This window comes from Lactobacillus colini, from assembly GCF_017874575.1.
Taxonomy (GTDB): Bacteria; Bacillota; Bacilli; order Lactobacillales; family Lactobacillaceae; genus Lactobacillus; species Lactobacillus colini.
Map to the genome: position 1 here is coordinate 55,703 of NZ_JAGGLU010000006.1, position 18,296 is coordinate 73,998.

Annotated in this window: 19 protein-coding genes; 2 read left to right on the top strand and 17 right to left on the bottom strand. The window is 30.7% G+C overall.

Annotated elements, in window-relative coordinates:
* Nucleotides 1-427: 427 nt before the first annotated feature.
* From J2Z60_RS11090 to J2Z60_RS06300, 5 genes are all read right to left on the bottom strand, one after another.
* Nucleotides 428-661 (bottom strand): transposase, encoded by a 234-nt coding sequence (locus J2Z60_RS11090; protein ID WP_209686841.1) that lies wholly within the window; start codon nucleotides 659-661, stop codon nucleotides 428-430.
* A 119-nt stretch (nucleotides 662-780) separates the two neighbouring features.
* On the bottom strand, nucleotides 781-1,146 hold the full coding sequence (locus J2Z60_RS06285; protein ID WP_209686842.1) for an AAA family ATPase: 366 nt from the start codon (nucleotides 1,144-1,146) through the stop codon (nucleotides 781-783).
* Nucleotides 1,147-1,349: 203 nt separating this feature from the next.
* Nucleotides 1,350-2,072: a restriction endonuclease gene (locus J2Z60_RS06290; RefSeq protein WP_209686843.1), complete on the bottom strand. Its 723-nt coding sequence runs from the start codon at nucleotides 2,070-2,072 to the stop codon at nucleotides 1,350-1,352.
* Between the two features lie 2 nt (nucleotides 2,073-2,074).
* Nucleotides 2,075-2,434: a hypothetical protein gene (locus tag J2Z60_RS06295; protein WP_209686844.1), complete on the bottom strand. Its 360-nt coding sequence runs from the start codon at nucleotides 2,432-2,434 to the stop codon at nucleotides 2,075-2,077.
* On the bottom strand, nucleotides 2,379-3,497 hold the full coding sequence (locus tag J2Z60_RS06300) for a hypothetical protein (protein WP_209686845.1): 1,119 nt from the start codon (nucleotides 3,495-3,497) through the stop codon (nucleotides 2,379-2,381). The genes J2Z60_RS06295 and J2Z60_RS06300 overlap by 56 nt, the downstream gene beginning before the upstream one ends.
* Nucleotides 3,498-3,872: 375 nt before the next feature.
* On the opposite strand from J2Z60_RS06300, the gene J2Z60_RS06305 reads away from it, so the two are divergent.
* Together J2Z60_RS06305 and J2Z60_RS06310 are read left to right on the top strand one after the other, a co-directional pair.
* Nucleotides 3,873-4,754 (top strand): beta-1,6-N-acetylglucosaminyltransferase, encoded by an 882-nt coding sequence (locus J2Z60_RS06305; RefSeq protein WP_209686846.1) that lies wholly within the window; start codon nucleotides 3,873-3,875, stop codon nucleotides 4,752-4,754.
* A gap of 189 nt (nucleotides 4,755-4,943) precedes the next feature.
* Nucleotides 4,944-5,957: an acyltransferase gene (locus J2Z60_RS06310; protein ID WP_209686847.1), complete on the top strand. Its 1,014-nt coding sequence runs from the start codon at nucleotides 4,944-4,946 to the stop codon at nucleotides 5,955-5,957.
* 127 nt (nucleotides 5,958-6,084) lie between these two features.
* Here the strand turns inward: J2Z60_RS06310 and J2Z60_RS06315 are convergent, their stop codons facing one another.
* The 12 genes from J2Z60_RS06315 to J2Z60_RS06370 all read right to left on the bottom strand — a co-directional run bounded on the left by J2Z60_RS06315 (nucleotide 6,085) and on the right by J2Z60_RS06370 (nucleotide 18,289).
* Nucleotides 6,085-7,230 carry a glycosyltransferase family 4 protein gene (locus J2Z60_RS06315; protein ID WP_209686848.1) on the bottom strand — a complete coding sequence of 382 codons (1,146 nt, stop codon included), beginning with the start codon at nucleotides 7,228-7,230 and terminating at the stop codon, nucleotides 6,085-6,087.
* A gap of 47 nt (nucleotides 7,231-7,277) precedes the next feature.
* A complete protein-coding gene (locus J2Z60_RS06320; RefSeq protein WP_209686849.1) occupies nucleotides 7,278-8,708 on the bottom strand; it encodes a flippase in 1,431 nt (476 codons plus the stop codon).
* 5 nt (nucleotides 8,709-8,713) lie between these two features.
* Nucleotides 8,714-9,823, bottom strand: a complete 1,110-nt coding sequence (gene glf / locus J2Z60_RS06325; protein ID WP_209686850.1) for a UDP-galactopyranose mutase — start codon at nucleotides 9,821-9,823, stop codon at nucleotides 8,714-8,716.
* 32 nt (nucleotides 9,824-9,855) lie between these two features.
* Nucleotides 9,856-11,073, bottom strand: coding sequence for a hypothetical protein (locus J2Z60_RS06330; protein WP_209686851.1), 1,218 nt, complete (start codon nucleotides 11,071-11,073; stop codon nucleotides 9,856-9,858).
* A gap of 96 nt (nucleotides 11,074-11,169) precedes the next feature.
* On the bottom strand, nucleotides 11,170-12,177 hold the full coding sequence (locus J2Z60_RS06335; protein ID WP_209686852.1) for a glycosyltransferase family 2 protein: 1,008 nt from the start codon (nucleotides 12,175-12,177) through the stop codon (nucleotides 11,170-11,172).
* Entirely contained in the window at nucleotides 12,177-13,178 is a 1,002-nt protein-coding gene (locus J2Z60_RS06340) for a glycosyltransferase family 2 protein (protein WP_209686853.1), read from the bottom strand. The genes J2Z60_RS06335 and J2Z60_RS06340 overlap by 1 nt, the downstream gene beginning before the upstream one ends.
* A gap of 92 nt (nucleotides 13,179-13,270) precedes the next feature.
* Entirely contained in the window at nucleotides 13,271-14,263 is a 993-nt protein-coding gene (locus J2Z60_RS06345) for a Stealth CR1 domain-containing protein (protein ID WP_209686854.1), read from the bottom strand.
* Nucleotides 14,264-14,277: 14 nt separating this feature from the next.
* Complete coding sequence (locus tag J2Z60_RS06350) at nucleotides 14,278-15,267, bottom strand: glycosyltransferase family 2 protein (protein ID WP_209686855.1); 990 nt, start codon at nucleotides 15,265-15,267, stop codon at nucleotides 14,278-14,280.
* 20 nt (nucleotides 15,268-15,287) lie between these two features.
* Nucleotides 15,288-16,064, bottom strand: a complete 777-nt coding sequence (locus tag J2Z60_RS06355) for a DUF4422 domain-containing protein (RefSeq protein ID WP_209686856.1) — start codon at nucleotides 16,062-16,064, stop codon at nucleotides 15,288-15,290.
* A 9-nt stretch (nucleotides 16,065-16,073) separates the two neighbouring features.
* Nucleotides 16,074-16,730, bottom strand: a complete 657-nt coding sequence (locus J2Z60_RS06360; RefSeq protein WP_209686930.1) for a sugar transferase — start codon at nucleotides 16,728-16,730, stop codon at nucleotides 16,074-16,076.
* A 44-nt stretch (nucleotides 16,731-16,774) separates the two neighbouring features.
* Nucleotides 16,775-17,545 (bottom strand): tyrosine-protein phosphatase, encoded by a 771-nt coding sequence (locus J2Z60_RS06365; RefSeq protein WP_209686857.1) that lies wholly within the window; start codon nucleotides 17,543-17,545, stop codon nucleotides 16,775-16,777.
* 3 nt (nucleotides 17,546-17,548) lie between these two features.
* Nucleotides 17,549-18,289 carry a CpsD/CapB family tyrosine-protein kinase gene (locus J2Z60_RS06370; protein ID WP_209686858.1) on the bottom strand — a complete coding sequence of 247 codons (741 nt, stop codon included), beginning with the start codon at nucleotides 18,287-18,289 and terminating at the stop codon, nucleotides 17,549-17,551.
* Nucleotides 18,290-18,296: the final 7 nt, after the last annotated feature.

Genomic DNA, 18,296 nt, shown 5'->3' on the forward strand with positions numbered 1-18,296 from the left:
CGCTTATTATCTTTATTACTTCTTACCTCAAGTTTTCCTGTTTAATTATTAATCCTACATCTATTTCTATAAAGCTACCTATGTATTATTATAACTAAAAATTAATTTTACAAATACTACCATAAAAACAAAACTTATATATTCACTAGCATCAGGATTAAAGATTATCAATCAGTTTTGGCTTCTACATTATCGCCTGAAAGTGTAAAAATGATTGTGTAAATTAAGTCTGAAATAGAAAAAAGATTTTCTTTCCTTTATGACTAATTTTAGCAAAAATTTGATCTCTGTACTATTAAATCAAGAAATGTTACTGCTGAATTTCGTACAAGTTTGCAAGAAATTAGTAATGAACTTCTTGAAGCTGAAATGACAGCCTTTTTGGGTTACGATTCATACTCTAGGGATGGTTGAAATACTGGTAATTCTAGAAATAGCTCCTCCTATCGCAAAGTTGATACTCAATATGGCGATAGTAATCGCCATTGCGTAAATTTCCACTTTTCCAGCTTTCTCTTTCGTAAGAATCATAACCTAGAAAAGTGGTTAACTCGAATTTTAGGAGCTCATTTAAAGCAGTCTGCATCAATTTACACAGAGTTTCATTTAATTTTTCTTGATTGAATAGTCCTTGAGTTAATTCTTGAGTAAAATCATTCATGAGAAAGTTCTATTCTTTCTGTATGTATTTTTATTCAAATCAGCCATACAGGAGAGAGATTTTTTTTAATATTTAAAGACAATTAAATCAAGAAACTATTCTTATTTACACAAACTATTTTACAATGTCCGATTGTAGCTCAAAGAATACGTATATATTTTATTTTTTGTTTCAATTTTTATTTCAAAAAATGTATCGGCACTCTTAGTTTCATCACTAAATAAAAATGGATTATACCTTAACTTATCAGTCACTGCGTGAGTAGGATTAACAACATGGCTCGCCATTGTCATCAAAGCATTTATTAATTGAGATTTACCAGATCCATTTGGTCCAAATAAAAGTAAACTTTTTAGTAACGCAGGCTTTTTTTCGAAGAAAGTATTAGTATCCTTTAATTTCCGTAATCTTGCTCCCGTTTCAGCTGAAAGAGTAGTTCTGTCTTTAAAAGATGCATAATTTTCTACCGTAAATTCAACTAACATGCTTTTCCTCCTTCACTTTAAGTATTATTAAGCACATCCCTTACATCTTAATCACAGAAAATTTTGATTTAAATGCAATTCGGTGAATCATGTTGAATCAATAAAATGAATAATTAACCAAAAACACCTCATAATCATTAGACTTATATCTAACAACTATGAGGTACTTCAATAAAGCATGGTGGCTCTATTTTTTCTATATTTTATTCCCAAAGGCCAGCTTGCTCAAGTTGATGTTTTTCTTTGATAAATTTTTTATAATCAATATCATTTTTTAAAGCTAAATATTTATCCTTAATAATCTTAAAAATATTAGAAGATTTATTATAAATATTTTCTAAATCATCTTTTTCTATAGGAATAATATAAACCTTTTCTGCAAGAGATAATTTACGTATTAATCCTTCAGAATCATTCCAATTATTTTTTCCAGTTATTCCATCCCATGCAATCAATAGTCCCAATTTTGTATTAGTATAACTTAATAATGAAAAAAACTTTCCTACATAAGTTACACCAACGGGACTATCATAATTTTTACACTCACAAAGAAAGGAATAACCAAGTGTTGTTTTATCTGGATCTAATCCAGCTAACAAAGCTCTATCACTCCAGTTGATTTGAAGGTCGATTTCATTACTACTAGTTCTTTGATTTCTCCTTACTTCAAAAAGAAATGGGTAACTCTCTTCAAAAATTACTGAAGTTAATTCTTCTAATAACTCTCCTTTTTGAGCTTTGGAATATTTCTTTTCAACTAGTTTTTTATAAATTTTGGCAAATTTTTTATATGCGTCATTACCTAATTTAATCAATTCAAGGTTTTTGTCTGCAGCCACTTGAAGTAATAACGGTAAAGGAATCCCTTCCGAGTTCATTTCGTCTGCAATTTTATTAGCTTTCTCTCTCAAATTATCTTTGTCCATAATTACCTAACTTTGAATATTACTATTGCATGATCGAGAGGGTTTACAATTTCGAAATCACAATTTAAGCAACCCAAAAATTTTGGTACATCACTTATAGTTCTAAAGTTATACCCAGCATTTTGTTGACATCTAGGACATCGAATTCTCAAATACTCTTCCAAAAAATTTTCTTTAGTTAAAAAATCCAATACTTCATATACTTTAATAACATCTATATGCAGTTCTCTGTGAATTACATTTGGGAAAATCCAATTTCCAGACTTATATTTGCTTAAATATTCTATAAACTTATCTATATCTATATCAAACTTTTGTTCCTTTAACAAAGGAGCCACTTTTGCATAAATATTCAATTGCATTGTTCATCCGCTCCATTTCAAGGTCTGTACACGTTCCAGTTAAATGTTGAAGTAACGTATGTCGATGTTGCAAATAATCGAAGGTGATTTTTACAATATAGCTTTGAGAAGCTACGGCATTTCCCCAACTTACGTAAATATACGGATAATTAGCGGTTGCTTCTTTATCATCCAAATATTGTTCAATTAAATTTTTTACTTCTAGAGCACCCTTAAATAACTGATCGTTTTCATTTATTAATTCTCTTATTTCATCTATAAATGGTAATAAATAGTCCTGATCCTTGGCCGCAGTTAGTTCTGCTGATCCTCCTGAACTTAATTCCATCATTTGTTTATATATCTTTACTGGATCATTATTACCATTCTTTAAATTATTTATTGTTCCATTATGATTTATTTCAAATAAGTTGAAGTCTAAAGTGTTTTCTAGCCATCCAATACATTCTTCAACAATATCTTCATATACATTGCTAGTATACTTTCTACCGTACTTAACAGAATCATATCTAATTTCCAAAAAGTTTCTATTAGAATTTAAATATATAACAACTGGATATCTATAATCCACTTGTTCCATCGTATCAACATCCGGATAAGACTTTTGTAAAACAAACTTTATAACATACTCACCGTTTTTTATTTCCTTATAAATAGGTGTCTCACTGCCTATTTCTGTAGGCAGAATTCTGTTACTCCTGTAAGTATCCTCATCAAATTTTTTTATCTTATTTTCGTTCAATACACTTAAAGCATTTTTAGTCTTACTATCAAAAAAGAATGGAACAGAATATTTATAAAGCTTTATAAACTCCCAATTTTCGTAAAAATTGGAAAAATTTTTATTTAAGGTAGTTTGTCTAATTATTTCATCAACATCTTTTTTATCTTGAAAATACATCGGAAAAGTTTCATTGTCACCTAAAGTCATCTGAGTTTCAAAGGTGATTTTTCCTTCTTCTTCCATTTTCTTACAAATTGCCGTCTTCATAGCCACTGAATAGTTCAAAACGGTACTAAGATAAAATTTTATAAAAGTTTGTTCATCAATTTCATTTTGCATATTCTATTCCTTCCTTGTACTAATTCAATTACTATATATCGGATTAATTATAATACTTCTTATTCATTTTACCATGAGAATAAATCTAGACCGTAAAATATTTTGAAGTGTGCCAAATAAATTGTATAAATACGATTGCCGTTTTTGCTTCAGTTGATCGATTAACTTTCGACTTCTATATCTTAGATATGAATAGAGAATCATATCGTTTGGAGCATTCTAAAAAATAATAGTCAATTAAAAGGTGGCTCAAATACTAATTGACAAATATGCTATCTAAAGTTAACAAATCCACCTGTTTCCTGTAGAATGTATTATGTAATTATACATATTTTCACTTTTTAACCTTATTATTTTCAATTAATGGATTATGTTATGCAGGCAATATTAATACTAGCTCATAAAGATATTGAACAAGTTACTAAACTAGCAACTGTCCTAAACGACAATTTTGAAATCTATATTCATTTTGATAAGAAATTGAATATACCCAAAAGTTATAAACAAATCCTCAATAAAAATAGAATTCACTATATTTCTAAAATATATGTTAATTGGGGGAGCTGGAGTATAGGAGCTGCTACTGTACTATTAATGAAAGAAGCTCTTAAAAATCCCAAAATTGACTATATACATGTTATTTCGGGACAAGATTGGCCAACTGATTCTCCTGTAAATATTTATAATAGATTTACTAATGATAAACATATTTACATGATTTATTCAAAGGCTAATAACAGAAAGAAATCTGGTGAACCTATTATCTGGTGGCAAAAATACTATTTCAACTATGACAAAATCAATCGTCGCTCAACGTTTGGTAAATTTTATCATCGAGCACTATTACTAGTACAAACTTTATTCAGAGTTAACAAATTTAAAAAGTTAGGAATTGATTTAGAAATCTACTCTGGATCAAACTGGACAGACATGCCTAGAGATGCGGTTGAATATTGTATCAACTATCTAGATTCTCATCCTAATCTCCTTAGAATGTTTCAAACAGGTTGCTTTTCTGATGAATTCTGGATGCAAACTATTCTTTGTAATTCTCCTGAATTTAAACAAAGAATTATTGGGAATCATCATCGCTATATTAAATGGCGAAAACAGCACAACAGTTATCCAGCTATTTTAGATGAATCTGATTTTGATAGTATTATTAATAGAGATTATATTTTTGCCAGAAAGTTTGATAGCAGATATTCAAGAGAATTGATATTAAAGTTAAATAATGTGTACAAAAATAACGGTTAGATAGGCTAACCGTTATTTATTATTTTTAACACGCATAGTTAGAAAACAATATTATCTTGACTGTTCAACTAAGATACATAGACTACTTGGGAGGATTAACTGATTTATGACATAATTACACATTTTATCTATGCACTTTCAAAATCAAACTAGTAAAATACAATGGTATTTTTTGGAAAGGAAATCTATATGTCAATAAAACATAGAAATTATGGTATTGATTTAATAAAAATCGTTGCCTGTATACTAGTTATAACACTGCATTGTTTGCCACCTACTAATTCTGTAGTAAAAAATAGTATATTTAATTCTGGACTTTACTATGCAGGCACTCTAGCTATCCCTGTATTCTTTATGGCTAGTAGTTACTTTGTTCTTAATAAACAGACTATTTCCTACTTATATTCTTTCAACAGAATAAAGAATATCCTATTTGTTATCATCAGTTGGGTTTTATTATACTCATTAGCACAATTTATTATTAAACATAACTTTACGTTTATTCAACAGCTAGAAGGATCAGCATTTACAGAAGTATCGCAGCATAATTTTTATCATTTCTGGTTCTTTTGGGAACTAATTATAATGCTATTACTAGCACCATTGATGTGGTGGCTCCTTCAGAAGCATTTCATCGTATACATTATATTAACTATTGCTGTTATCTGCATATGTTTAAGTGTGGACATACTGCTACATTTAGGATTTAGTACCACAATACAATACATTCCTCAAGTTTTTAGATTTTATCTATATATAGCATATTATTTGATTGGAGGAATAATAGGTAACTTACGTTTCAAAAGGATTTTAGACTATATTTCTACTTATTTTTTATTTTTTATGATGTTAGACATAGTCTTATATGTAGCTGTAATAGCATATTCCTTATGGAATAAAAACATCATTAACTGGCCTTATGCTGAAGCAAACTATGGAAATATTCTTGTAATTATAACTTCAAGCTTAAGTTTTTGTCTATTTACAATATCTACTCCTAAGTTTCAATCTATTATAGAATTTTTAATTCCTTTTACTATGGGCATTTACATGCTACATCCCTTTTTAATTGGAAAGCTTTCAAAATTGGCGCTTTTTAGTTACTATCCTAGTTTAATGATAATTGCTGTATTTGTTATTTGTCTAATTATTACCTATCTAGCGCTAAAAATTCCAGTAATATCCAAATTGTTTAAGCTGTGAAAATCAGAGAAGTCTATATGTTAAAACCCGATCCTAATTCTAATAAGATCGGGTTTGCCATTATTAACCTTATTTAACATCACCAAGTTGCAATAACATTATGTAGCAAAAAGGCAAATATATTATATTAAAACACTTTTTCAAGAAACTTCTTAAAATTCTCAGACCATGCATCCCAGCTGGTAGATGTTTTGTAAAGTTCTAATGCACCACGAGATAAGTCATCAAATTTCTTATCTTTATATGCATCTTCTATACATTTACCAAAATCTCTACCACTAGCAGAAAGTGGAAGACGATAACCATTTACTCCATTGACCACATAATCTCCTACTCCCCCAGTTTCTGTAGAGAATATAGGCATTGCGTAAGCATTAGCCTCAGCAAAGACTAATCCTGCACATTCTGCTCTTGTTGGTAAGATAAATGCATTACATTCATGATATAAGCGCAAATACTTATTATACCCATCTGGAGTATTTTTATCTATATAACCTACTAATTCAATAAAGTCCTTATTCTTCAAGTTCTCAGGGATATTAGATACTCCTACAATATATAGCTTAGTATTTATTCCAACTGAATTTAAATATTCAACGGCTTCAACTGCTATATTGCCACCTTTTCTTTTCCAATCTTTTCCAGAAAATAGTAACTTTAAAGTTTTAGATGAATAATCAGGTATGCTGGCGAAATCATGATTATTTGGCACATCAGCACCAAATGGAAAAACATAGGTATCTTTTCTTTCTGCATGATAATCTTTGATAGAAGAATTGGCAGCCCATTTAGAAGCCCTAAAATTATACGTAGCCTTACTTGTAGCGAGATCTTCTGTAATATTTCCTTCTTTAATTGCCTTATCAGAGAAACCGAACCAATAATAATTCACCATAACTTTAAATGTACCATCAGTGTAGTAAATTATAGGTTTCTTAGTATTCAGTTTAGCTAACATATCAATTTGTCCTGGAGCAAAAATTACGTCACAATCATTTAATTCTTTATTATCAAGAAATCTCACATGTATTTTACTCATTAATCTACTATGAGTTGAGGATCCTTGACCATATCGTAATTTATAAATTATATTAGCCAGTTTAGTTTGAATTTTAAAGTTTAAGCTATCTGCATTATAAGAAAGCCATTTAACATTTACACCTGTATTTTTAATTGCATGAAATGTATTATAGTATGTTCCCGACCATGACATCCTATCCTTTTCTGGATTAACCGGTGAGATGTATCCAACTGTAATCTTTTTATTATCCATATTCTACCTACTCTCTTATAGATACACTTTGTCTAAATAACTAAATATTATTTCTTCAAAATACGTGTCATTACTAATTTTTTAGCTTGCCCCACTATCTCAGCACGCAAAATTATTACCATTACACAGTAAACAACTATTCCAACTAAGACTTCTAATCCCATCATTAGCCAAGAACTTGTAAGCTTTCTATTCATGGCAAAAACGATTGCAAACATTACCAAGCCTGAAACAAAATACTTCCAAGAATCTTTAAATAATGCTTTCCAACTTAGCATCTTACGTACAACAAACAATTGATATACTGTAACTGAAATTTCTGAAATTACTGTAGACCACATAGCGCCATAAAGTCCCCAAGTATGAATTAAAGGGATATTAAGAATAATATTTACAACAGCGCCAGCTGTTACAGATGCGGTGAACTCCTTATTTCTATTAAGAGGTAGTAAATACTGAACTCCTAAAACATTACTCCATGCAATCATCAAAATGACTATTGATTCTATCATCATTGCAGGTCCAACCGGTTCATACCCTGGACCATAATATTTAGGAACAAGGGTAAGTGAAATAGCAGCTAATCCAAACATCATCGGATATGAAACAGCAGATACGAAGTCAAATGACTTATACAACATCTTATTAACTCGCTTCATATTTCCCTTAGCTACAGCATTAGCTACATGGGGAAGCATAACTGTTCCAGTTGCAGTAACTAATGCTAATATAAGCTTTACTAAATTATCTGAATATTGATAGTAACCTGATGAAGTTTCACTAACCATTCCACCTAGCATAGTTTTATTTAGCTGAACATATACTTGGGTAGCAATCTGCGGGATAAATAATTCTGCCATTGGTAAGAAGTGCTTCCACGGATCAAGATATTTAACTTTAACCTTAGATAGATCATGGAAAATATTAGGCCATAAAGTTAAATTACCAATTAATGTAGATATTGCCAAAACAATAATATAAAGAGTTACATCTTGTGGACTCTTTATAAATATAAAAATAGCTACCATTGATAGTATTTTTACAAAAGAGTTCTTCAAGACTGTAACTCTAAAGTTCTCTACGCCAGCATAAAACCAAGAAATGTCAAATGCTACAGCAACCAAATTAATTGATTGTGCCCACATATAACTAGTTTGCCTTGCATAAAAAAGCATAAATATCTCAAAAGATAAGAATGCTATTAAAGTCATTATTGTCTTTACAATTTGTATTTCCCAAAAAGCTTCAGACATTTTTTGCTTATTCTCACGTACATAAGCTATTTGCCTATTTCCGTAATATCCTATCCCCATATTAGCTATGAGAATAAAATATTGGATAATTGAATTAGTAAATGCATTAACGCCTACTCCTTCTGGACGTAATACGCGGGAAACATATGCAGATGTAATAAGTGGGACAATAATCGCTAATACTTGATAGCCCACATTATAAAGGTAATTTTTTACAACCTTCATTGAATCTATTCACCAAATTCTTTATCAACAGTATCTAAAGCTACTGCCGTTACTTGATCCATATTGTAATACTTATATTGCCCTAAACGACCGCCAAAGATAACCTTATCTTCTTTATCAGCTAATTCTTTATATTTAGCATATAATTCATTATTCTTATCATCATTTACTGGATAATATGGTTCATCGCCCGGCTTCCATTCAGCAGGATATTCACGGGTAATAATTGTCTTATCCTTATCGCCTTTGCCAAATTCAAAGTGCTTGTGTTCAATGATACGGGTATAAGGAATGTCAGCTTCAGTATAGTTAATTACAGCATTTCCTTGGTAATTATCAATGTTCTTCTCTTCAGTTTCAAATCTTAATGAACGGTATTCTAAGCGACCTAGCTTATAATCAAATAATTGATCAACTGGACCTGTATAAACAATCTTGTCAAAACTCTTTAAATATTCATCTTTCTTATCAAAGAAATCAGTATTAAGCTTCACAGTAATATTAGGATTATCAAGCATCTTTTCAACTATTTGAGTATATCCACCCTTAGGAATGCCTTGGTAATCATCATTGAAGTAGTTATTATCATAAGTTAAGCGCACTGGTAATCTCTTAATGATGAACGGAGGTAAATCAGTAGCCTTACGCCCCCATTGCTTTTCAGTATAGCCTTTGATTAACTTCTCATAGATATCACGACCAATTAAAGAAATAGCTTGCTCTTCTAGGTTCTGCGGCTTCTTACCTTCCATTTCCTTGCGCTGCTCATTAATCTTATTCATCGCTTCTTGCGGGGTTCTAACGCCCCACATTTCACTGAATGTATTCATGTTAAATGGTAGGTTATACATATGCCCCTTGTAATTTGCGACTGGACTATTTGTGTAGCGGTTAAATTCCGCAAATTGATTCACATAGTCCCATACTTTCTTATTTGACGTGTGGAAAATATGTGCACCGTATTTGTGCACTTGAATGCCGTCAATTTCTTCAGTATAAATGTTGCCTGCCAAATGGTCTCTTTTTTCAATTACTGTGACTTGGTGACCCTTTTGAGCAGCCTCATGTGCAAAAACTGCTCCAAACAGTCCTGATCCTACTACTAAGTACTTCATAATCTCTACCTTTCCCGTAATATATAATTCTTTTATTCCAAACTTCTTTCATTTGCCAGAATTAATCCCATATAAATTGGTAATAGAGGTATCAATATATATACATAAATATTAAAACTACTGTTACTAATCAATAGATATAAACTAAGACTCAAAAAAAAGCTAGAGAAAAAAGTATATTCTTTTTTTATTAATTTTAATCCTTTATATATTCCTACCACTATCGGTAAGATGCAAATTACTAAGCCAATTATTCCAAATTGATATAGTTGCATTGGTAGTCCGATATCACTTCTATACATAGTGTATCCATTATATATTCCCATCGTATCAGGAGTAAACCCAAAGCCCCATAAATTACTAGTGGATTTCCATAGCATAGGAAAAAATTCATATTCTTTAATTCTAGTTAGAGTTGACCCCGAATATTGACTGTTTATGGAAAATGAATTTATAAATCCAGTTAATTTATCTTTAAAAATATATGCTGTGCCCAATATAAAAACACAAGCTATTACAGAACTAAGAAATTTATATTTCTTACTGAAAGCCCAACAAAATATATTTATTAAAATAGTTGCGAAGTAAAAAATTAATTGTGCACGAGACTGATAAATCAAATAGCTATATGTTATTAACACTAGAAGTTGAACTATGTATTTTATATTTTGATTTTTTGATTTTTCTGAAGAAAAAAGTTCTCCTATAGCATAAGCCAACAAAAAACCATCTAAGAAAGTACCACCACTTCTACTAAATATATGATTTCCAATAACTCTAGTCCAAGTTATTTTTCCGCCAAGTAGAGTAAAACCAATATCTCTATTAAAAAAGTTATATATTACCCAACTTAAGGTTTTTAAAACAAGAAAGGACATCCCTATTCTATTTATTCCCCTTAAAAATCCAGATTTATCTGAATTTACTAATTCAGCAACCGGATAAGCTATAATAACTAAAAGATAGCCACCATAATTTGTAATTATTCCTTTTATGGTTAAAGGAGTGTAACTCCCTAAAAATAAAGATCTAAATGCATTTATAAAAAATAATAATATTATCGATATCACACTTATATCAATAATTACATTATATGACTTCTTAGTCTTAGGGAAGTATAAGTATAGTAACCACAGGATAACCGCAATAAAAATAGACAATAACATAGTCATGGCAGAAATTCTAAACAAAAGAATTATTACTATAAGATATATCAAAAATTTTTCTATTTGCAAATTTGTTAGTTTCATTTATACTGTTAATCCTTTTTCTCTTTGTATTGCTATGATGGCTAACTATGATGGCAAATTATAAATATTAGGTGCACAATTGAAAAAATACATATTTTACTTTCTATATTCTTTTTTAACAAAAAGTTTTATAAAACATTTAGATGTGAGATTATTAAATATCCCATGCATAAGTATTTTACCCTTTATCGGACCAGAGTAAGTTCGATAAATATCCTTCTTATATTTACTCAAACACTGTGCTACAGCACATAGCTCCTCAAAATATTTATCATGAAATAAATCTTTGCTAGACGCAGCATATTCTTTCATAATAAATCTTAGTTGAACATACATCCTTTCTAGCAGATAATCAACATTTCTTGTCTTTTGTGCTTCTAATATATATGACAGAGTTGCATACCACACTTTTGTATAATCATCTATAATAGATGGTCGGCGATCAGTTCTTGTATTTCCTGGTCTATTTGTTAAATAATATGCTAATGCTTCATTATAGTAGGCGATATTTTTTGCTCTAGATAAAGCAACTACATATAATAAAAAGTCTGTATAACTTACATGCTTTGGGAATACAACGTTCTTCACTATATTTGTTTTGTATAATTTTGCATGTGGTGAAACTTGTAAAAAAGAAAATTTTTCTATATCTTCTATAGACTTATAAACTTTTTTAGGTTCTATCTTTATAAAAGAAGGTACGACACATATATATTCTTTAGCATTATTTTCCATGTAGACATTATATTTATCACCGACTACTAAGTCTAAGTCTTTTTGGTTAGCAAATGAATATAATTTTTCTATTGCATCAGATTTTAGCCAATCATCAGGATCACAAATTATAAAATATGGAGTTTGTACACTATTTATACTGTATTCTAGTACAGAGCCATAGCCTCCATTTTCCTTGACAATCAGCTTTACACGCTTATCTTTTTTTGCGTATTCTTTTACAATTTCTTTTGAATTATCAGGAGAACCATCATCTACAGCCCAGATTTCAATATCTCTAAATGTCTGACTAAGTAAACTATCTAAACACTTAGAGATATATTTTTCTACATTATATATAGGTACAATAACAGTTACTTCAGCAATCATTAACTTCTACTCCTTAACTTATCTAGCATACTCATTAAATTAGGACAACACATCGTTATAATAAAACTAATTCTTGGCTTCAATGGCAAAATTGTATTACGTCCTAGCACATCTGTAATATATTTTTTTCCAAATGAACGAAGTTCCCTCACTAAGTTTTTATTTTGTATATTATTTTCTTCCTTCTTTATTCTTCGAATATAGTTAGAAGCTATCAGTGCCGCACATGCTCTAGCATTTATCCGACCTATTTTATTATCTTCGGGAATCAATTCTATAATTTCTTTGTTAACTTTTAAAAAGTCAGAAAATGCTTCTTTGTATTTTGGATTATTATATGTTAAGCTAACCCTATTACTTAAGCTATTTGCATAATACACATAATTATAATCCGAGAAATTAGATATAAAAATCTTATCAGTATGAAGCAAATATTCTACAGTAAATAATAGATCCTCGGCCATGCTTATTTCTGACTTTAAAAATAAATTATTTTTTTTAATAATCTTTGTTTTCCATAGCTTATTCCATAGATAGCCTTTTACTCCATCTGATTTTAAAATATCTGCTAGTAATTGTTGTGAGGAACATACTTGCCTTTCATAGGTAAGGTTCTTTTTATTGGTTAAACCAACATTATTAACACCAGATATGGACAAATCGACATCTTGTATGCCATATCCTTCCATCAAATGAGTTAAAAAATCAGGAGACACATAATCATCAGCATCAACAAATGCCAAATATGGTGTATACGTTCTTTTTATCCCATTATTTCTTGCAATTGACACTCCACTATTCTTTTGCGTTATTACTGTTAATTTATCACTATTAAACTTGGCTAGTTCTTCCAAAGTACCATCTTTTGAGCCATCATTTATGACTATAATTTCAAAATTCTGGTACGCTTGGTTTAGCAAACTTGCAATACATTTTCCTATGGTTTTTTCTGAATTATATGCAGGAACTATAACCGTTATTTTGTCTTCTAATTTATTCATTTTAAAAACTATTTCTCGCTACATTTGAATTAAAGTATAAAAATATTTTATATTATGACCAACGTATTACAATATCTGTTAAATAAAAACGTCTATAGTTCAAATTTAGACTTTTCAGGAAACTTCTTATATAAAGCATCTTTTATAACAACTATCTTTTCATCATAGTTTTCTATGTTTTTATCATTTATACACATTGTAGATGATACTTTTTTAGTCAGATCTTTCACTATATTATCTACTTGGTCCAAAGTATAAAAACTATTAAACTTAGCGCTTCTAGGATAGAATTCACCTAGCTCTAATTGAAGATGTCTGATTAGCCAAACAGTTATATCATCTAATTCCCTAAAGCGATGAGTATTATTTTTTTCAATTTTATCTCCCCATATTTCTTTAGCTTTATAAAAGCTACTTTTTCTTAAACTTAAAGGACCATGCGGCTCAACATACCCTGGAATCCCACTTTTTAATAATTGGGGTAAAAATAAAATTGTACGAAGCAAATTTATACCATTTTTTAAATTAAAAATTCCTCGTTTACTTATAGGCCATTTATGATCTATATATTTATTAAGTAAAATTCCATTAGCCAATAAAATGTGATCAAAATCTTCTTTAGGTACTATTCCAGTGTATATTCGACTATCTCTGGGTAATTCATCTTTAAAAAAATCAGTAGGTTGTAGTTCTTTATTTAAAATCATATCATCATTAAAATATACAAAATATTCCGATAAGTTTGGAATTTTATACATATTCATTTCAATGACGCTAGAATTAAAAATAGGTAGATACTTTTTATCGATTATCTTTGTATGGTCGATTATTTTAACTTTATCATTAGTATTTAACCACTCAGGAGTTTGATTATCAGTTATTAAATAGATTTTATGCACCCACGGACTATATTTTTCTATACTCCTAAATAAAAATAATAGCGTTCCATAATCTCTAAAACGCTCACTGCTTGCCCCATCCTCATATGCATTGTCATAATCCGGCATATATTGGGCTCTTTTTTTATTCCAATTTTTATCTTTATCATTTACCCATGTAATTACAAAATCGATTTCTTTCGACATACATAACCCCTACATTATCTCTGATTATTTTGCCTTTTTTCATTATATTTTGCTCTTAGTTCATATAAAATATCCGCCATAATTCCTAAATGAACTTTAAAAAATAGCTGAGGCAAAAATCGAACTTTACATAAAGAAAAAATACTTTCTTCTTTTAAAGCTTCTTTATAAACAATATTTTGTCTGATTTTTTTCTCTTTTATAATTTTGTCTATAAACGATATATCTGATCTATTAAAAACACCTCTGACTATAGACACATTTTGATGAATTAAGATATATTTATTAATTGCAGAACTAGAATCGCGATTATCTTTTTTATATAATCGCATTTTTTGCATTGATTGAATATATTGACTTACAATTGCCGATTTAGCAGATCTTATGGTAGATTCGTTATCTATAGAATAATGATAAAATGGTTTTTCTATCTCTAAAACGCTTTTGCAAAACTTTAAATATCTATAAAAAAAATCACTATCTTCTGCCACTTGCAATTTAGGATCAAAAAAAATCTGATTCTCTTTAATAATCGTATTTTTTAAAAGTTTACTCCATACTGTCATATAACGAGTAGGATTACTCAAGAATTCATTCTTTAGTTCGAAAATACCAGCTTTGTCATCGATACTTTGACTCGAAGTAAATAATTTTTTGTCTTTGTTACCTACAAGATAATCAAAAATGACCAAATCTACATTATCATTACAAATAGGGGTAGATACAATGTAATCATCTGCATCGACGAAACATAGCCATTTTCCTCTAGCCTTTTTTATCCCTAAGTTTCTAGCGTTCGAAACTCCTTTTTTACTGTGAAACAAAAAAATATTAGTGAAACTAGCTAACATTTTTTGTAAAACTTTTTTTGTATTATCAGTAGAACCATTTTCTACTATTATTATCTCATATTGCTGTTTATCATTATTGGCTTGTATGCTCTTAACAGTACGCATAATTGTATTTTCACAATTATGTGCCGGAATGATATAGGATATTTCCATTCTAGATAATACTCTCCATTTTAAAAATGAGTTTTTCGCTTACCAATACCTAGCTTTCGCTTGATTAAATTAAATCCCTTTTGTAAAGTGTTTCTTCCACCAATTTGCCCCCAAGCAAGTTCAGTAAAGCTTTGCTTAGTTGTATACAGCCAGACATCCATCAATAGCTCAGATACATAGCCATATACGCGTTGTTCTTGAACTGAATAATTAGAAATATCAATTTCTTTCTCTAAGCGATTCAATACACCAAACATAAAAGTACAGTATGAATCAAACGCTGCTTTTTTCATGACAAACATATTGAACATATGAGCTTTTCTCTTATTCATTACAACATCAAATGCAGATAAATAAGCTGGATAAAATTCTTTAATTATTTTGCGAGTCTTATCCAAAGGCTCTCTATGATGCGCATGAATATAGTGAGAATAGTTGGATTCAATATAGTAATTTCTTTGTTTGGGCAGTATTACATCATTGCTTTGTAATAGACGATTTATCTTATTTATATCCAATACATTATCTAAATTATATGGTTTTGAACCATATAAGTATCTACGATAATGCACAAGACCTATCGCATCAACATCTCTCAAATTCTTCCAAGCCCAATAAACGGCAGTTAGCTCATTATAATAAGGATTCTTAGAAGAAATATTCTCCCCTTTATTATCTAATTGATAATCTATACCTTCTCTATAATTTTTATCAGCACCAACTAAAATTGGAAGATATCCTTCTTGATTAGGCATTGGAAATTTTTTATGTGCTGCTACTAAAATAATAGTTTTCATATCAAACTCCTAAAATGCCCCATCTTTTTTTATAATACTGATTATAGTCTTAAAGAATATTTTTAAATCATACATAGCAGAAGCATTATCAACATATTCAAGTTCGACATCACAGCGTTCAGGATAGGTAACATTGCTCCTACCACTTGCCTGCCATAATCCAAATGCGCCGGGTTTTACAGATAGAAGCTTATCTACGCGATTTCCGTATTCCGCTAATTCATCTTGGATAATTGGTCTAGGACCCACCATACTCATTTCGCCTTTTAAAACATTATAAAATTGTGGCATTTCATCCAGAGAAGTCTTACGTAGGAATCTCCCTAGTTTAGTAATACGCGGATCTTCTTCAGCTGGTAATTTAAATCCATTATCTACATACTTACGATACAAATCTGGATTTTGTTTTAATACTTTATCAGCATTTGAAATCATAGACCTAAACTTATAAATTTTAAATAGTTTTCCATTCTTTCCCACACGTGTTTGTGCGTAAAATGGTGAGCCTCCGTCTTGACGCTTAATTAAAATCGCTATAACTAAAAAGACAGGGGACAACCCAACTAGTGCCAATGAACTCGTAATAATATCAAAAACTCTTTTAGAGAAATGATAGATCGGTCTATTTGTACTCACTTTGTCCCCTTCTTTTTTTACTCTATCCATTTCCATAAGCATACAGCTGCTTTACCCCCCCCATTTTCATTCAGCTAAAATAACCAAAAACGTTTTTTCTTCTTAAGTGGTTGCCAATTTAATTGAACTTTATCACCATTGATGACGTTACGAGCATTCTGTTTGAATTGTTCGCTTACTTGCTTACCACTCTGCTTAGCAAGCTTATTATAAGCATCGGTCATGCGACTTTCACGCTTAGCTAAGCTATGTGCATCTGAAGCAAAAGTTGCAACTTGTCCAGCGTCAATTAAGCGTTCACTAAGTTGCTCAATTTCCTTGCCAAACACGCCGACATAAGAACTTGCTGTAACTTGTGTTAAACAACCTTGTTCTAGGAATTGCTGCAACACTTGCGGATCATGCAAGATCTTATTGTTACGCTCTGGGTGCACGATAATTGGTGTAATTCCTTCACCTAACAACCTAAAGGTCATATCTTTAGCGTACATTGGTACATCTTCACTTGGAAATTCCAAAAGCATATATGTACCCTCTTCATCACAGAACAAGATATCATCATTCTCCAAAGCTTCAGGAATATCTGCACTTAAACGAACTTCCTGACTTGGAAATACCGTTAACTCAATATCATTATCGTCTAAAGCTTGCTGAAACTCTTTTGTTTCTTTAATCACATCTTGCTTATGGTTAGTATACTTACCGTTCAAGTGATGTGGTGTCATTAGTGCATGCGTAATTCCATCATCGACTGCTGCTTTAGCTAACTTCAAGGAAGTTTCTAAGTCAGGAGAACCATCATCAATTCCAGGTAAGATGTGGCTATGAATATCAACTAAGACCATAACCTAATCCTCATCTGTCTGACCATAACCATAACCATAGCCGTAACCATAGCCATCAGCACCTGTACGTACGTCATTCATGACATAGCCTAAGATATTAGTCTTAGTCAATTTCAACATTTCGACAGAACGTTGAATAGCTGCTTTTTGAGTGACATTTTGGCGAACAACTAAGACTACACCATCCATCTCGCCAGCTAAGACTTGTGTATCAGAGATTTCAAGAATCGGTGCCATATCAACTATTACCATATCATAGTGAGAAACTACTTTATCTAAGAAGTCTTTCATCCTTCTAGATCCTAGTAATTCTGATGGGTTAGGCGGAATTGGGCCTGCTGGTAGAACGGATAAGTTATTAACTTCATCAGTTTTAACAACATCCTTCATATCAATCTCGTTAGCCTTAGAAGTCAAGATCGTAGTCAAGCCTACCTTATTCGACACTTCAAAGGTCTGGTGCAAAGTAGGTCTGTGTAAGTCAGCATCAATTAACAAGACTTTCTTGCCAGCTTGAGCCATAGTCACTGCTACATTGGCAGTTATAGTTGACTTACCTTCAGAAATGTTAGCTGAAGTAAAGGCAAGCTTATTAACTTGATTGTCAACACTCATGAAGTCAATATTCGTACGAATAGTCCTAAATTGCTCCGCAATTGGACCTTTCGGTTTGGCGATGGTGATTAATTTTGCACCGTGTTCCATGGTTTCAGTCGTACCACGCTTACGCTTAAATAATGCCATTAGTTAA

What these genes read in the sequence shown, in the direction of transcription:
- glf (WP_209686850.1), bottom strand. Translation starts at nt 9,823, where the DNA reads ATGAAGTACTTAGTAGTAGGATCAGGACTGTTTGGAGCAGTTTTTGCA.
- J2Z60_RS06345 (WP_209686854.1), bottom strand. Translation starts at nt 14,263, where the DNA reads ATGTCGAAAGAAATCGATTTTGTAATTACATGGGTAAATGATAAAGAT.
- J2Z60_RS06370 (WP_209686858.1), bottom strand. Translation starts at nt 18,289, where the DNA reads ATGGCATTATTTAAGCGTAAGCGTGGTACGACTGAAACCATGGAACAC.
- J2Z60_RS06365 (WP_209686857.1), bottom strand. Translation starts at nt 17,545, where the DNA reads ATGGTCTTAGTTGATATTCATAGCCACATCTTACCTGGAATTGATGAT.
- J2Z60_RS06300 (WP_209686845.1), bottom strand. Translation starts at nt 3,497, where the DNA reads ATGCAAAATGAAATTGATGAACAAACTTTTATAAAATTTTATCTTAGT.
- J2Z60_RS06360 (WP_209686930.1), bottom strand. Translation starts at nt 16,730, where the DNA reads ATGGATAGAGTAAAAAAAGAAGGGGACAAAGTGAGTACAAATAGACCG.
- J2Z60_RS06320 (WP_209686849.1), bottom strand. Translation starts at nt 8,708, where the DNA reads ATGAAGGTTGTAAAAAATTACCTTTATAATGTGGGCTATCAAGTATTA.
- J2Z60_RS06355 (WP_209686856.1), bottom strand. Translation starts at nt 16,064, where the DNA reads ATGAAAACTATTATTTTAGTAGCAGCACATAAAAAATTTCCAATGCCT.
- J2Z60_RS06315 (WP_209686848.1), bottom strand. Translation starts at nt 7,230, where the DNA reads ATGGATAATAAAAAGATTACAGTTGGATACATCTCACCGGTTAATCCA.
- J2Z60_RS06310 (WP_209686847.1), top strand. Translation starts at nt 4,944, where the DNA reads ATGTCAATAAAACATAGAAATTATGGTATTGATTTAATAAAAATCGTT.
- J2Z60_RS06285 (WP_209686842.1), bottom strand. Translation starts at nt 1,146, where the DNA reads ATGTTAGTTGAATTTACGGTAGAAAATTATGCATCTTTTAAAGACAGA.
- J2Z60_RS06340 (WP_209686853.1), bottom strand. Translation starts at nt 13,178, where the DNA reads ATGAATAAATTAGAAGACAAAATAACGGTTATAGTTCCTGCATATAAT.
- J2Z60_RS06330 (WP_209686851.1), bottom strand. Translation starts at nt 11,073, where the DNA reads ATGAAACTAACAAATTTGCAAATAGAAAAATTTTTGATATATCTTATA.
- J2Z60_RS06305 (WP_209686846.1), top strand. Translation starts at nt 3,873, where the DNA reads ATGCAGGCAATATTAATACTAGCTCATAAAGATATTGAACAAGTTACT.
- J2Z60_RS06350 (WP_209686855.1), bottom strand. Translation starts at nt 15,267, where the DNA reads ATGGAAATATCCTATATCATTCCGGCACATAATTGTGAAAATACAATT.
- J2Z60_RS06295 (WP_209686844.1), bottom strand. Translation starts at nt 2,434, where the DNA reads ATGCAATTGAATATTTATGCAAAAGTGGCTCCTTTGTTAAAGGAACAA.
- J2Z60_RS11090 (WP_209686841.1), bottom strand. Translation starts at nt 661, where the DNA reads ATGAATGATTTTACTCAAGAATTAACTCAAGGACTATTCAATCAAGAA.
- J2Z60_RS06290 (WP_209686843.1), bottom strand. Translation starts at nt 2,072, where the DNA reads ATGGACAAAGATAATTTGAGAGAGAAAGCTAATAAAATTGCAGACGAA.
- J2Z60_RS06335 (WP_209686852.1), bottom strand. Translation starts at nt 12,177, where the DNA reads ATGATTGCTGAAGTAACTGTTATTGTACCTATATATAATGTAGAAAAA.